This window comes from Micromonospora sp. NPDC005161 (assembly GCF_053599855.1).
Window position 1 is genome coordinate 1 of sequence record NZ_JBSFYQ010000007.1, and the last position, 12,802, is coordinate 12,802.

General features: G+C 70.6%; 12 protein-coding genes and 2 tRNA genes. 4 read left to right on the forward strand and 10 right to left on the reverse strand.

The window, feature by feature from the left end; all coding sequences use genetic code 11:
* The first annotated feature begins 618 nt into the window (after positions 1 to 618).
* The gene (locus ACWD5O_RS08880; RefSeq protein ID WP_354964000.1) at positions 619 to 843 is read left to right on the forward strand and encodes a hypothetical protein; all 225 of its coding nucleotides are present in this window, start codon (positions 619 to 621) and stop codon (positions 841 to 843) included.
* Between the two features lie 4 nt (positions 844 to 847).
* Here the strand turns inward: ACWD5O_RS08880 and ACWD5O_RS08885 are convergent, their stop codons facing one another.
* Both ACWD5O_RS08885 and ACWD5O_RS08890 read right to left on the reverse strand, forming a co-directional pair.
* On the reverse strand, positions 848 to 1,645 hold the full coding sequence (locus tag ACWD5O_RS08885; protein ID WP_354963999.1) for a carbon-nitrogen hydrolase family protein: 798 nt from the start codon (positions 1,643 to 1,645) through the stop codon (positions 848 to 850).
* A gap of 38 nt (positions 1,646 to 1,683) precedes the next feature.
* The gene (locus tag ACWD5O_RS08890; protein ID WP_450084962.1) at positions 1,684 to 2,517 is read right to left on the reverse strand and encodes an EamA family transporter; all 834 of its coding nucleotides are present in this window, start codon (positions 2,515 to 2,517) and stop codon (positions 1,684 to 1,686) included.
* A 41-nt stretch (positions 2,518 to 2,558) separates the two neighbouring features.
* Between ACWD5O_RS08890 and ACWD5O_RS08895 the strand changes: the two genes are divergently transcribed.
* The gene (locus tag ACWD5O_RS08895) at positions 2,559 to 3,185 is read left to right on the forward strand and encodes a helix-turn-helix domain-containing protein (protein ID WP_354963997.1); all 627 of its coding nucleotides are present in this window, start codon (positions 2,559 to 2,561) and stop codon (positions 3,183 to 3,185) included.
* Positions 3,186 to 3,209: 24 nt separating this feature from the next.
* Here the strand turns inward: ACWD5O_RS08895 and clpX are convergent, their stop codons facing one another.
* The 5 genes from clpX to ACWD5O_RS08920 all read right to left on the reverse strand — a co-directional run bounded on the left by clpX (position 3,210) and on the right by ACWD5O_RS08920 (position 7,790).
* Positions 3,210 to 4,505, reverse strand: a complete 1,296-nt coding sequence (clpX, locus tag ACWD5O_RS08900; RefSeq protein ID WP_450084963.1) for an ATP-dependent Clp protease ATP-binding subunit ClpX — start codon at positions 4,503 to 4,505, stop codon at positions 3,210 to 3,212.
* Positions 4,506 to 4,715: 210 nt separating this feature from the next.
* Positions 4,716 to 5,378 carry an ATP-dependent Clp protease proteolytic subunit gene (locus ACWD5O_RS08905; RefSeq protein WP_121652300.1) on the reverse strand — a complete coding sequence of 221 codons (663 nt, stop codon included), beginning with the start codon at positions 5,376 to 5,378 and terminating at the stop codon, positions 4,716 to 4,718.
* 10 nt (positions 5,379 to 5,388) lie between these two features.
* On the reverse strand, positions 5,389 to 6,030 hold the full coding sequence (locus tag ACWD5O_RS08910; RefSeq protein ID WP_007464111.1) for an ATP-dependent Clp protease proteolytic subunit: 642 nt from the start codon (positions 6,028 to 6,030) through the stop codon (positions 5,389 to 5,391).
* 194 nt (positions 6,031 to 6,224) lie between these two features.
* A complete protein-coding gene (tig, locus tag ACWD5O_RS08915; protein WP_450084964.1) occupies positions 6,225 to 7,571 on the reverse strand; it encodes a trigger factor in 1,347 nt (448 codons plus the stop codon).
* 145 nt (positions 7,572 to 7,716) lie between these two features.
* Positions 7,717 to 7,790 (reverse strand) — tRNA-Pro (locus tag ACWD5O_RS08920).
* A gap of 259 nt (positions 7,791 to 8,049) precedes the next feature.
* Between ACWD5O_RS08920 and ACWD5O_RS08925 the strand changes: the two genes are divergently transcribed.
* Positions 8,050 to 8,123 (forward strand) — tRNA-Gly (locus ACWD5O_RS08925).
* A 72-nt stretch (positions 8,124 to 8,195) separates the two neighbouring features.
* On the opposite strand, the gene ACWD5O_RS08930 is transcribed toward ACWD5O_RS08925, so the two are convergent.
* Both ACWD5O_RS08930 and ACWD5O_RS08935 read right to left on the reverse strand, forming a co-directional pair.
* Entirely contained in the window at positions 8,196 to 9,038 is an 843-nt protein-coding gene (locus ACWD5O_RS08930) for a hypothetical protein (protein ID WP_450084965.1), read from the reverse strand.
* Positions 9,035 to 9,544 (reverse strand): SigE family RNA polymerase sigma factor, encoded by a 510-nt coding sequence (locus ACWD5O_RS08935; protein ID WP_450084966.1) that lies wholly within the window; start codon positions 9,542 to 9,544, stop codon positions 9,035 to 9,037. Before ACWD5O_RS08935 ends, ACWD5O_RS08930 begins: the two co-directional genes overlap by 4 nt.
* Positions 9,545 to 9,747: 203 nt before the next feature.
* On the opposite strand from ACWD5O_RS08935, the gene ACWD5O_RS08940 reads away from it, so the two are divergent.
* Positions 9,748 to 11,895, forward strand: a complete 2,148-nt coding sequence (locus ACWD5O_RS08940) for a M14 family zinc carboxypeptidase (RefSeq protein ID WP_450084967.1) — start codon at positions 9,748 to 9,750, stop codon at positions 11,893 to 11,895.
* A 240-nt stretch (positions 11,896 to 12,135) separates the two neighbouring features.
* Here ACWD5O_RS08940 and ACWD5O_RS08945 read toward each other — a convergent pair whose 3' ends face one another.
* Positions 12,136 to 12,681, reverse strand: coding sequence for a hypothetical protein (locus ACWD5O_RS08945; RefSeq protein WP_450084968.1), 546 nt, complete (start codon positions 12,679 to 12,681; stop codon positions 12,136 to 12,138).
* Between the last annotated feature and the right edge of the window lie 121 nt (positions 12,682 to 12,802).

The window sequence follows — 12,802 nt, forward strand, 5'->3', positions numbered from 1 at the left end:
CATCCTGACAACAAACAAATGTTGCCAAAGGAATCCCAACCAGCAATCCAAAAGGACCACCAGTCCGGGGTATAAATCATAATTGGCACTGGCTTTTCAAGCACCCTGTTGAGTTCTCAAAGAACAACCACACACCGATCAAAAGCCCCACTCGCTGGGACCCCGTTTCGGGGCAACCGCTCAAACTTACTTGGTCGAACTTTCGTTGTCAACCTCGTGTCCGAGGTGATCAACTTTTTGGTCCTGATCCACGACGACGCACGCCGTACCCGGCGGTCGTTACTGTCGTGGGAAGCCGCAGACCGGCCGATCACCGCTTCGCGGCTCTCCGCCCGGCTCCTGCCGGCTTCAGCACTCTACCCGGTCGGCTTCGCGTCTGCAACCCCGTTTCCGGAGTGATCCGCACCGCCCGATTTCTCAGTCTCGCTCGGCGTTCCCGCCACGAGCCTGGCGCCCGCTCTCGGCCGGTTTGTCCGGCCTCCCCCGTGCAGAGAGAAAGTTACGCGGACGGCCCGGAGAAGGCAAATCAGGGTTCATCACTGGTTGGTCGAAGGGGGCCGGCGGCGGTCCCCGCGTAGCCCGCGACGCGGAGCGCATCGGCGTGCCAGAGTGTCAGGCATGGATGAGTCCGGGCTCGGCGTCACGGTGCACGCCGAGGAGGCGCTGCTCGGCCTCCTCCTGCCGTTCTGGCAGTTGGTGATCGGCGCGGTCGTCCTGGTCGTCCTGGTGCTCTCGGTGGGGCGACTGGCCCGGAGGGGCCGATCCCGGATGACCACCGCTCTGCTGGTGACCGCCGCGGTCATCGCGGGCTTCACGGTGCTCGGCGTGCTGCTGGAGGGCTGAGGGCTCAGAGCCGGCGGTTGGCCAGGCTCGGCAGCTCGGCCCGGATCTGGACGAGCCGGTCGAGGTCGAGGTCGACGACGGACACCCCCGGGCCGTCCGGCAACTGGGTGAGGATCGTCCCCCACGGGTCGACCACCATGCTGCGCCCGAAACAGGTGCGGCCGGGCTCGTGGTCGCCGGTCTGGCCGGCGGCCGCGACGAAGCACTGGTTCTCGATCGCCCGCGCCCGCAGCAGGACCTCCCAGTGGTCCCGTCCGGTGTGCAGCATGAACGCCGCCGGGACCACCAGCAGGTGGGCGCCACCCTCGGTGGCCAGGCGCCGATACAGCTCCGGGAAGCGCAGGTCGTAACAGATGGACAGGCCCACCCGGAGCCCCTCGACGTCGACCACCACCGGCCGGTCGCCAGCGGCGACGCTCGCCGACTCCAGGTAGGAGACCCGGCCGGGTATCTCCACGTCGTACAGGTGGATCTTGCGGTAGCTCGCGGCCAGGCTGCCGGACCGGTCGAAGACCAGCGACGTGTTCCAGGTGTGCTCCGGGTCGGGGCCGGCCTCGTGGAACGAGCCGGCCACCACCCAGATGCCGAGTCGCCGGGCGATGCCGGCGAAGAAGCTGCCCACCTCGCCGTCCACCGGCTCCGGCTCGGGCAACCCGGCGGCGGGGCCCAGGTAGTCGACGTACTCCGGCAGGACCGCGAGGTCCGCGCCACCGGCGGCGGCACGTTCCAGCAGGACCTCCGCGGCTGCCAGGTTGGCTTTGCGGTCATCCCGGGCGTTCAGCTGGCAGACGGCGACGCGCATGGGCCAAGGGTACGGCCGAACGGGCTGCATCGGCAGCCTCAGATGCTGGCCAGCACCAGAGCCCCGGCGGCGAAGCCGAGCCCGGCGACCTGGACCGGTCGCAACTTCTCCCGATCGACGGCGAGCGCGAGCAGCACCGTGCTGGCCGGGTAGAGCGCGGCGATCGCCGCGACGATGCTCAGGTGACCGCGGGCGGCGGCGGCGAGGAAGAGCGCGTTCGCGGCACTGTCGAGCAGGCCGGCGACCGCGGCCCACACCAGTACGCGCCGCCCGAGCCGGAGCCGCACGCCGGTGCCGGCGGCCAGGGCGAGGCCGAACGCGATCGAGCTGGCCCGTACGGCCGCCACCGGCCACATGCCGGCCCCCTCGCCGGCCTGGCCGAGCAGCGTGAAGAAGACGCCGAAGAGCGCCCCGGCGCCCAGCGCCAGCCTTACCAGCCGCGCTGGGACGGCCCGGCGGCTGCCGCCCTCGCCCAGGCTGACCAGTGCGATCGCCAGCACGGCGAGGCCGGCGCCGATGAGCGCGGGGGCGCCGGGGAACGTCGAGGTGAACAGGCCGGCGACGATCGGCACTATCGCGGCGGTGATCGCGGTGACCGGCGCCACGACGGCCATCATCCCGCCGGCGAGAGCCCGGTAGAGCAGCATGACCCCGGCCGCGCCGGCCACCCCGGCGATCAGCCCCCAGGCGATGTCGCCCACGGTGGGGGACCCGGGCACGACCAGCACCAGGACGACCAGCAGCGGGACGCTGAGCAGTTGGGAAACCACCGTGACGGCGATCGGGTCGGCCCGGCGGGACGCCTTCCCGCCGGAGAAGTCGGCCGTGCCGAACGCGACCGCGGACACCGCTGCCAGGACAATGGGGAGCATGCGACAGTCGTATCACAATAATGACCGCATAGGATAGTTCAATGACCGAGATCGGAGCGGGCCGTGTAGGCGCGGTGACCGCCGCGGTGGCCCGACAGGTACGCGAGCTACGTGCCACGCGCGGCTGGTCCTTCGAGGAGCTGGCCGGACGGTCGGGGGTGAGCAAGGGGATGCTCGTGCAGATCGAGAGCGCGCGCACCAACCCGAGCGTCGGCACGCTCTGCCGGGTCGCCGACGCGTTCGGGGTCAACATCGCCCGCCTGCTGGAGCCCGACGAGGAACGGACCGTGAAGATCACCCCGGTCGCCGACGCGCCCGTGCTCTGGCAGGGCGAACGAGGCGGCACGGCCCACCTGCTCAGCGGGCTGGGCGAACCGGACCTGGTCGAGCTCTGGGACTGGCGGCTGGAACCCGGCGAGGCACACCGCTCCCCCGACCACCCGCGCGGCACCCGGGAGGTCCTCCACGTGCTGACCGGCGCGGTCGTCGTCCGGGTCGACGGGCAGGACCACCCCGTCCGGGCCGGCGAGACGATCGAGTTCCACGCCGACCGGGAACACGGCTATCGCAACGACACCGACGAACCGGCCCGACTGATGATGGTGACCGTCACCCCGTCGGGCGAGTGGGATCGACGGACCCGCTCACGCCGGCCGCGTCAGGACTGAGCGGCCGGCGCGACGCGAGGACGATCAGGCCGACTTCTCCTCGCGGTCCCGCCGGGCCCGACGGCCGGTGAACTCGCGGGGCACGATGGTCGGGTTGACGTTCTCCAGGACCACCTCGCGGGTGATCAGCACTCGGGCGGCGTCGGGGTTGCTCGGCACCTCGTACATCGCGGAGAGCAGAACCTCCTCGATGATGGCCCGCAGGCCGCGGGCGCCGGTGCCCCGCAGCATGGCCTGGTCGGCGATCGCCTCGAGCGCCGGCTCGTCGAACTCCAGCTCGACCCCGTCCAGCTCGAAGAGGCGCTGATATTGCCGGACCAGGGCGTTGCGCGGCTCGGTGAGGATCCGCACCAGGGCGCTGCGGTCCAGGCTGCGCACGTTGGTGATCACCGGCAGTCGGCCCACGAACTCGGGGATCAGCCCGAACTTGAGCATGTCCTCCGGCATGACCTGGCTGAAGATGTCATCGGTCGACCGGTCGGACACCGACCGGAGCCGGGCACCGAAGCCGGTGCCACCCTGCCCGGTGCGGGACTCGATGATCTGATCCAGACCGGCGAACGCGCCACCGCAGATGAACAGCACGTTGGTGGTGTCGATCTGGATGAACTCCTGGTGCGGGTGCTTGCGCCCGCCCTGCGGCGGCACGTTGGCCACCGTGCCTTCCAGCATCTTGAGCAGGGCCTGCTGCACACCCTCGCCGGAGACGTCCCGGGTGATCGACGGATTCTCCGACTTGCGGGCGATCTTGTCGACCTCGTCGATGTAGATGATGCCGGTCTCGGCGCGCTTGATGTCGTAGTCGGCGGCCTGGATCAGCTTGAGGAGGATGTTCTCCACGTCCTCGCCGACGTAACCCGCCTCGGTCAGCGCGGTGGCGTCGGCGATCGCGAACGGGACGTTCAACATCCGGGCCAGCGTCTGCGCCAGGTGGGTCTTGCCGCACCCGGTCGGGCCGAGCAGCAGGATGTTGGACTTGGCCAGCTCGACGGCGTCGCTGCCGGAGCCCGGCGCGCCGGGCGCCTCGGCCTGGATCCGCTTGTAGTGGTTGTAGACCGCGACGGCGAGCGCCTTCTTGGCCTGATCCTGCCCGACCACGTAGTTGTCGAGGAACTGGCAGATCTCCATCGGCTTGGGAAGCTCTTCCCACTTCACCTCGCCGGACTCGGCCAGCTCCTCTTCGATGATCTCGTTGCAGAGATCGATGCACTCGTCGCAGATGTAGACCCCGGGGCCCGCGATGAGCTTCTTCACCTGCTTCTGCGACTTGCCGCAGAAGGAGCATTTCAGTAGGTCGCCGCCGTCACCGATCCGTGCCACCTACGTTCTCCCTGCACTCATCGGCCGGAGACCCGGCCCTGACCCTGCGGACGCTGCGCGCCGTCCGGCTCCGTTCACCCCACCGGCCCAACCGGCGAAGCGGTACGGACCCGACGTTACCCGCTGGCGGGGCATTCTCCGACCCCCAAAACGGGTGTGTCAGAGGTCGGCCGGGAACGACGCCCCGGCCAACCTCTGACCCGGTACTGCTCAGCTGGCGGCGTTGGCCGCCAGCAGACCCTTCTTGCGGCTGGTCAGGATCGTGTCGACCAGCCCGTACTCCTTGGACTCCTCGGCCGTCATGATCTTGTCCCGGTCGATGTCCTTGCGGACCTGCTCGATCGGGCGGTTGCAGTGGCGGGAGAGCATGTCCTCCAGCTGGGTCCGCATCCGCAGGATCTCCCGGGCCTGGATCTCGATGTCCGAGCCCTGCCCGTAGCCGCCCTCGGTGGCCGGCTGGTGGATGATGATCCGCGAGTTCGGAAGCGCCATCCGCTTGCCCGGGGTGCCGGCTGACAGCAGGACCGCCGCCGCGCTGGCCGCCTGACCCAGGCAGACGGTGGAGATGTCCGGACGGACGTACTGCATGGTGTCGTAGATCGCCGTCATCGCGGTGAACGAGCCACCCGGCGAGTTGATGTACATGATGATGTCGCGGTCCGGGTCGGTGCCCTCGAGCGTCAGCAGCTGGGCCATCACGTCGTTGGCCGACGCGTCGTCCACCTGGACGCCGAGGAAGATGATCCGGTCCTCGAAGAGCTTGTTGTACGGGTTCGACTCCTTGACCCCGTACGACGTGCGCTCGACGAACGACGGAAGCACGTAACGGTTGTGCACGGCCGCGAACTGGGGCGGCAAGCTCAGATCGGTCATCGTCAGCTCCTCAGCTCAGGGTCCCGGCGCCATCCGGAACCTGAGCGGCCCCGATGATCACCTTGTCGATGAAGCCGTAGTCCATGGCCTCCTGGGCGGTGAACCAACGGTCCCGGTCCGAGTCCGCCTCGATCTGCGACTGGCTCTGGCCGGTGTGGTGCGCGACCCGCTCCTGGAACATCCGCTTCGTGTAGAGCATCTGCTCCGCCTGGATGGCGATGTCGGACGCCGTACCGCCCAGACCACCGGACGGCTGGTGCATCATGATCCGGGCGTGGGGCAGGGCGTACCGCTTGCCCTTGGTGCCCGCGCAGAGCAGCAGCTGGCCCATCGAGGCAGCCATGCCCATCGCCACGGTCGACACATCGTTGTCGATGAACTGCATGGTGTCGTAGATCGCCATGCCGGAGTAGACCGAGCCACCCGGCGAGTTGATCCACAGGTTGATGTCGCGGTCCGGGTCCTCCGCGGCGAGCAGCAGCAGCTGCGCGCAGATGCGGTTGGCGACCTGGTCGGTCACCTCACTGCCCAGGAAGATGATGCGTTCCTTGAGCAACCGGTTGTAGACCGAGTCGTCGAGGTTGCCAATGGAGTCGCCACCGCGCGCGTCAATCGCCCGGAGCGACTTCTTGGGGATGTGCATGTCGGTCATGGCAGCCCTTCGCTCTCCGTACCGTCTTTCCCGACACTAACCGCTGTGCGGGGCGGCAGAGTCCCGGTCGGGGCACTGTTCGCTCTCAGCGCAGCTGCGTCGGGCGTACCCGCGGCGCGGGCTTCCGGGCGTACCCCGGAAAGGATTCGGCCGCCGTCCACCGCACAGCGGCGGACGGCGGCCGCACCCGACGATCAGTGCTCGTGGTTGTGCTCCGCCTCGTTGGCGGCGCGCAGCGCGTCGAGGGTGACCTCGTTGCCGGCCGAGTCCTTGATCGTGATCCGCTCCATGACGGCCGCGAGCGCCTTGCCCCGCCGCACGTCACCGAAGACCGCACCGGCCGCGCCCGAGCGCACCAGCTGGTCGTAGTACTGCTGCGGGGCCATCCCGGCCCGCTGGGCCCGGTGCACGATCTCGTGGCCGAACTCGTCGTCGGAGACCTGCACGTCCTCGGCGTCGGCCAGGGTGTCCAGCAGCAGCTGCACCTTCACGCCCTCGGTCGCCGCCTCGGTCAGCTCGGCGTCGATCTGCTCCTCGGTCTTCTCCTCGGCGGCGAGGTACTCCTCCATGGAGGCGCCGATCCGCTCCAGCTGGTCGGCCATCGCCTGCTTGCGGCTGGCCACCTCCTCGCGGACGACACCCTCCGGCGCCGGCACCTCGGCGGCCTCGACCAGCTGCGCCAGGGCCTTGTCCCGAGCCGCGTAGATCTGCTCGACCTGCTTGCCCTGGGTGACCCGCCCACGCAGGTCGCCGCGGAGCTCCTCGATCGTGTCGAACTCGCTCGCCATCTGGGCGAACTCGTCGTTCAGCTCCGGCAGTTCCTTCTCCTTGACCGTGCGCACGGTCACCGCCACCTCGGCGTCCCGGCCGGCGAAGTCGCCGCCGACCAGCTGGGTGGTGAAGGTGGTGTTCTCGCCGGCGGCGAGACCGACCACGGCCTCGTCGAGGCCCGGCAGGAGCTGCTTGCTGCCCACCTCGTGGGAGATGTTGCTCGCCTGGCCGCCCGGCACGTCCTCGCCGTCGACGGTCGCGTTCAGGTCGATCTGGACGTAGTCGCCCTCGGCGGCGGCCCGCTCGACGGTCTTGAGGGTGGCGAACCGCTCCCGCAGGTTCTTCACCTGCTCGTCGATCTCGCTCTCGTCGATCTGCAGCTCGTCGACCGTCACCTCGATGGTCGACGCGTCGGGCAGGGTGATCTCGGGGCGGACGTCCACCTCGGCGGTGAAGTTCAGCGAGTCACCGTCGTTGAACTCGGTGATCTCGACCTCGGGGCGCCCCAGCGTCTTCAGGTCGTGCTCGCGTACCGCGGCGAGGATGTTGTCCGGGATCGCGTCCTGGACCGCCTCGTTGAGGACGGTGCCCCGGCCCACCCGCTGGTCGATCACCGCGGTCGGCACCTTGCCCCGGCGGAAGCCGGGAACCTGGACCTGCGAACCGATCTCCCGGTACGCCTTCTTGAGGCTCGGCTCGAGCTCGACGAACGGCACCTCGATGGCGAGCCGCACGCGCGTCGGGCTCAGAGTCTCGACGGTGCTCTTCACAGGCGTACTCCTTGACGGATCTCAGTTGAGTCTGGGCGTGATTCAGCCCATCGAGTGTAGGTGAGCCGGCCTGACGCTCCGGCATCGCCCGGGGACCGCGCGGAAAACTCGGCGGCACCCGCGGCGGCCCGGCCGCGGACGACAGTCGGGGTGGCGGGATTTGAACCCACGGCCCCTCGCTCCCAAAGCGAGTGCGCTACCAAGCTGCGCCACACCCCGTGGCGACGTGCAGTCTATGCCGTCGGCGCACCGCGGACCTGCCGGGGCCACCTCCCACCCGGACACATTCCCGGAAAACCCCTATCGCGCCCGCGTCAGCGGCGGGCGCTCCTGCTCCCTCGATCCCCGGCCCTCCCGCACGGCAAGGGGTGAGACGCGACGCCGGGACTTCGCGAAGCCGCAAGGCGGTGGCGCGGCTGCGCGTCCGGCACGGACATTGGGTACGCTGTCCGCGCGCCCCGTTTCGGCGGGGCTGAGCGCGGGCGTAGCTCAATGGTAGAGCTTCAGTCTTCCAAACTGACGGTGCGGGTTCGATTCCCGTCGCCCGCTCCACAAGACGAAGGCCCAGGTGGCCCGCACGATCGCGGCACCTGGGCCCCCGCCCGGCTAAGCCGGATCAGCTCGTCACTTCAGGTGAAACCGTTCGTCGACCGCGAGGGCCGCCAACTGCGGTACGGAGAACGGAAGCGCCTTCAACTCCGGCTGACTCTCGTCCAGCTGCGCGCCCTGCGCCACGTAGACCACCACGCCGTCCGGATGCCGGTATGCCGACCACTGGTCGAGCCGGTCGTCGCCGGTTGGTCGGGTGACGACGCCCACCTGCGCCGCCCCGACGGTCTCGACCTGGCATTCGCCCTGCATGCCCCAGAACCGGCGGGCCAGCGCACACGGTTCGGTCGGTAGCTGGTTGCCGGCGTCGTGCACCTCGACGATGACGCGCCCGGTCCCGTTGCCCTTGGCGACGGCGACCGAGGCCATGTAGCTCCACAGGTCGACGCCGTTCACCTTGTCCTCGAACTGTGCTTGCTGAGTTCGCAGTGTCCTCTGCTCGACGGGCTGGTTCGCCGGGTCCTCGGGTGCGGTGTAACCGGCGGGCACGACCGAGACGACCTCGGCGAGCAGCCGTACACCCTGGTCGTACTTCGACCCCGCCCGCGCGGTCCGGTCCTCCTGTGGGCGACCGTCCGGCCCGGTCGGCCACGCCTCCTTGGTGTCCGTCGCCGACGGGGCCGGTACGGCAGGCACGCCGCCTGCCGGCTGGTAGACCTCGCCGCCCGGTGTGGCCACGGCCGCGAAGCCGGCGGCTGCCAGCACCACGGCCGCCGATCCGGCACACACCTGGACGGCACGGCGGCGACGGAAGGCCCGGCGACCGGCTCCGAGTGCCGCCGCCGTACTCAATGGTGGTGGCGGGGTGGCATCCGCCATCTCGCTGCGCAGCGCGTCGCGCAGGTCTTCTCCGTTCATCGCTCCCCCATCTCGATCCCGCTGTGTGTGGGTGCCAGGAGGCCGCGCAGCGTGTCCAGCCCGCGCGCCGCCTGGCTCTTCACCGTCCCCGGAGAGCACTGCAGCAGCGCCGCGACGTCCTCGACCGACAGGTCCTCCCAGTAGCGGAGAACCAGCACGGCCCGCTGGCGTGGCGCCACGGAGGCCAGCGCCCGCAGCAGCACCAGACGGTTCTCCGGCGAGTCGGGCGGCACCGCCTGCTCGGCGTTGTCGCCGCCCACCCGTTCACGCCGCCACCAGCCGCGGCGCCGCTCGTCGAGGAACGTCCGGATCAGGATCTGCCGCACGTAGCTGTCGAGCACCTCGTGCCGGGCGACGCGGTGCCAGACCAGGTAGAGCTTCACGAAGGCGGTCTGGACCAGGTCCTCCGCCCGGTGCCAGTCGCCGCACAGCAGGTACGCGGTGCCGCGCATCGCGTCCGACCTCGCCGCGAAATAGTCGGCGAACGCCTTGTCGCGATCGCTCATCCAAGCCTCCGATCCCCGATTCGAGATAGTCACGCCGGGTCCGGTCCAGCGGGTTGCATCTCGGAACGGAGAACTCGCGCCGTCGCCTCCAGGTTCCGGTCGTCCAGGTCGCGGTCGCGGCGCTACCGGCCGCGCGCCTTGACATGTGTCGATCTATGGACTGGTGTAAGGACCAGACCCATTGACGTCCGTCAGGAGGGCACATGATCGTCCGACGACGGTGGACAGCTGCCGCCACCACAGCGATCCTGGTCAGCGCGGTGCTGTCCCATCCCGGCCCGGGCACCGCGGCACCCGCCGCCCCGGCCACACCGATCACCCTGACCGCCACCGAGACCGCCCTGGTCCGGGTGCAGCTGCGCGACCAGGCCCAGCTCGACCGCCTGGTCGCCACCGGCGCCGACCTGGCCAACCGACCCCGGGCCCGGGACGGGCGGATCCTCGCCGACCTGGTGCTGACCGGCGCCCAGCTCGCCGACCTGACCGCGCAGGGCGCGACCGCCGTGCAGATCGTGCAGCGCGCCGGGGACGGCAGCCGGCACCACGCCGAGAGCGTCCGCGCGGCTCAGGCCCGCACCGCCGCCGGGCTGCGCGCTCCGGCCGCCGGCCAGCGGACCACGGCCGCCGCCGCGGCCGTGGACACCCTCCAGGTGCAGCAGGCGTACTGGTGGACCACGAGCGGGCAGACGTTCCTGCAGGCGCAGGTCGCCACGACCGCCACCGACGACCCGGACGTGGAGATCACCGTCAGCTGGCGTACGGCGGACGGCGCCACCGGGTCGTTCCCGTTGTCCCGCTTCGAGGACTCCGGCGAGTACCAGTACCACTACGCGCTCCCCCAGCCGGTGCCGAACCGGCCGGTCCAGTTGACCGCCACCTCCAGCCTCGGCGGGGTCAGCCGGGCGGTCACACCGACTCTCTGGCCGAACGCGACCCCGCCGCCGCTGCCGGCCGGCTACCAGAAGGACTTCATCGACGCGTACCTGACGCCGGTGGACATCCAGGCGCGGATCAAGCGGCTGGCCCGCCAGTACCGGGGCCTGGTCAACGTGATCAACCTGCCGAACCGGACCCAGGGGTACCGGCGCAACGCCGTCGCGTACCTGGGCGACCCGGCGGTGTCCGCCGTGGTGGTCGAGTCGGTCCGCTTCGGTGACCAGGGCATGAACGGTGTGCAGGTGCGGACGGTCGACCCGGGCCGGCGGAACCGACCGCTGACCGTCAGCTACCGCGACCGTGTCCTCACGATCACGCTCGCCACCGACACCGCCGGCAAGACGGTGAGCACCACCGACGAGGTCGCGGCGGCGATCAACGCCCGCCAACCGAACCGGTTCCGGGCCACCGTCGAGGACGGCTCGGCCGGGCTGCCGATGTCGGTCGCCGGCCCGGCCCGGCTCGACGACGGGCTCCAGGGCACCGAGGTGCCGGCGAAGCCCTGGACGGTCCAGGCGCTGCGCCTCGGCGTGCACCGGGACGGCTCCCGGGTCGGGGTGCTGGCGTACTCCCAGGAACACGCCCGGGAGTGGGCCACGCCGCTGGTGACGCTGGAGTTCGCCGAGCGGATGCTGGCCAACGCCCGCACCGATCCGGCCACCCGCGAGCTGCTGGAGCAGGTCGACGTGTTCGTCATCCCGACGGTCAACCCGGACGGCGCGAACTACTCGTTCAACGACTACAACTTCCAGCGCAAGAACCTGGTCAACCACTGCACCGGGCCGACCCGGGACCCGCGGTACCGCACCTCGTGGGGCGTCGACGTCAACCGCAACTACACCGTCGGGTCCTACTTCGACGGCTACGTGGGCGCCAGCGCCAACTGCCTCTCGGGCAACTACGCGGGCACCGCGGAGCTGTCCGAGGCGGAGAGCAGCAACGTGATCGCGCTCGCCCAGGCCCACCCGAACATCAAGTTCGCGATGAACGTGCACTCCTACGGCGGGTACTTCATGTGGCCGCCGGGGGCGTACCGGGCGGACGGGCGGGTCACCCTGCCCCGGCCGTCGATCGACGAGTCGAAGATGTTCCTGGACAGCGCCCGCCGGATCGTCGGCGCCATCGCGCAGGAGCGCGGGACGGTCACCTGGCCGTCGCAGACCGGCCCGGTCGCCGACGTGCTCTACTCGGCCGCCGGCAACTCCGCCGACCAGCTCTACTACGAGCTGGGCATCTTCGCCTGGGACTTCGAGGTCGGCAACGACCGGTGGAACCCGACCACCGGCCAGTGGGAGGGCGTCGGCTTCCAGCCGCCGTTCGACGAGGCACACGGCGAGGCACAGGAGTACGCCGGCGGCCTGGTCGAGCTGGTCCGGGTGGCCCGCGACCACGCGGCCGCCCAGCCCGCCGGTTGACCTTGCGGCGGGGTCGCGTCCGGGTCCCGGGCGCGGCCCCGCGCGGACCGCTCTACGACCACGACGGGATGGTCGAGCAGGTCCCGCCGTCACGTCAGTCGGACCGGCCGGCCACGGATGAACCGTGGCCGGCCGGGTAAGCAGTGGCCTTGCCTGGTGGGGAGACGACCGGTGTCGCGGCGTGCCGCGACCGTACGCTCGGGCGGGCGGCGTTGGCCGGCCCGCCCGGGCGTACCCGGATCAGTTCGAGGAGATCCAGTTCCACGCCGAGACGACCCACTCGGTCTGCTGGAGCCAGGCCACGCCGAGGCCGGCGAGGAAGACCGCGGTCGCCAGGTGCGCGCCCCGCGCGCTGCACCGGACCCGCCCGAGCTGCCGCTCGAGCACCACCCTGCCGACCAGCCGGGCCAGCGCGAACAGACCGACCGCCACCAGCAGGCTCAGCACCAGCACCAGCAGCGGGCCGGTCAGGTCACCCTGGCCGGAGAGCGCCCAGATCCCCCAGCACACGAACGCGAAGAGCCCGGCCGCCGCGCTCCACTCGCCGCCGCGCCGCAGCTGCGCGAGACGCCAGCTCAGCGGCCGGCGCGGTTCCGGGCCGTCCGGCCAGCCGGTGCCGGTCGGGGCCTGCTCGACGGTCGGGAAGGGCTCGGTCCGCGGGTTGCGCGGCTGACCCACCGGAGCCACGCCCCGGCGGAACCCGTCCCGCTGCGGCGGCACCCCGACGCCGGCCTGCGGTGGCACCTCCACGGTCCGCTCCGCCCACGGCTGCGTCTGGTCTGCCATCTCGTCCTCCCCCTGACCGGCGACACCACCGCCGCCTGGATCCGAGGGTAGCCAGCCGGCAAATCGGTCGCCGAGCCCGTCCGGCGCGGGCCGGGACGACCGTGCCGAATCCCACACCGGA

Excerpts from the sequence above, each read along its gene's own strand:
- ACWD5O_RS08910 (WP_007464111.1), bottom strand. The coding sequence starts at position 6,030 with ATGACCGACATGCACATCCCCAAGAAGTCGCTCCGGGCGATTGACGCG.
- ACWD5O_RS08880 (WP_354964000.1), top strand. The coding sequence starts at position 619 with ATGGATGAGTCCGGGCTCGGCGTCACGGTGCACGCCGAGGAGGCGCTG.
- ACWD5O_RS08935 (WP_450084966.1), bottom strand. The coding sequence starts at position 9,544 with ATGAGCGATCGCGACAAGGCGTTCGCCGACTATTTCGCGGCGAGGTCG.
- ACWD5O_RS08890 (WP_450084962.1), bottom strand. The coding sequence starts at position 2,517 with ATGCTCCCCATTGTCCTGGCAGCGGTGTCCGCGGTCGCGTTCGGCACG.
- ACWD5O_RS08940 (WP_450084967.1), top strand. The coding sequence starts at position 9,748 with ATGATCGTCCGACGACGGTGGACAGCTGCCGCCACCACAGCGATCCTG.
- ACWD5O_RS08930 (WP_450084965.1), bottom strand. The coding sequence starts at position 9,038 with ATGAACGGAGAAGACCTGCGCGACGCGCTGCGCAGCGAGATGGCGGAT.
- ACWD5O_RS08945 (WP_450084968.1), bottom strand. The coding sequence starts at position 12,681 with ATGGCAGACCAGACGCAGCCGTGGGCGGAGCGGACCGTGGAGGTGCCA.
- ACWD5O_RS08905 (WP_121652300.1), bottom strand. The coding sequence starts at position 5,378 with ATGACCGATCTGAGCTTGCCGCCCCAGTTCGCGGCCGTGCACAACCGT.
- ACWD5O_RS08895 (WP_354963997.1), top strand. The coding sequence starts at position 2,559 with ATGACCGAGATCGGAGCGGGCCGTGTAGGCGCGGTGACCGCCGCGGTG.
- ACWD5O_RS08885 (WP_354963999.1), bottom strand. The coding sequence starts at position 1,645 with ATGCGCGTCGCCGTCTGCCAGCTGAACGCCCGGGATGACCGCAAAGCC.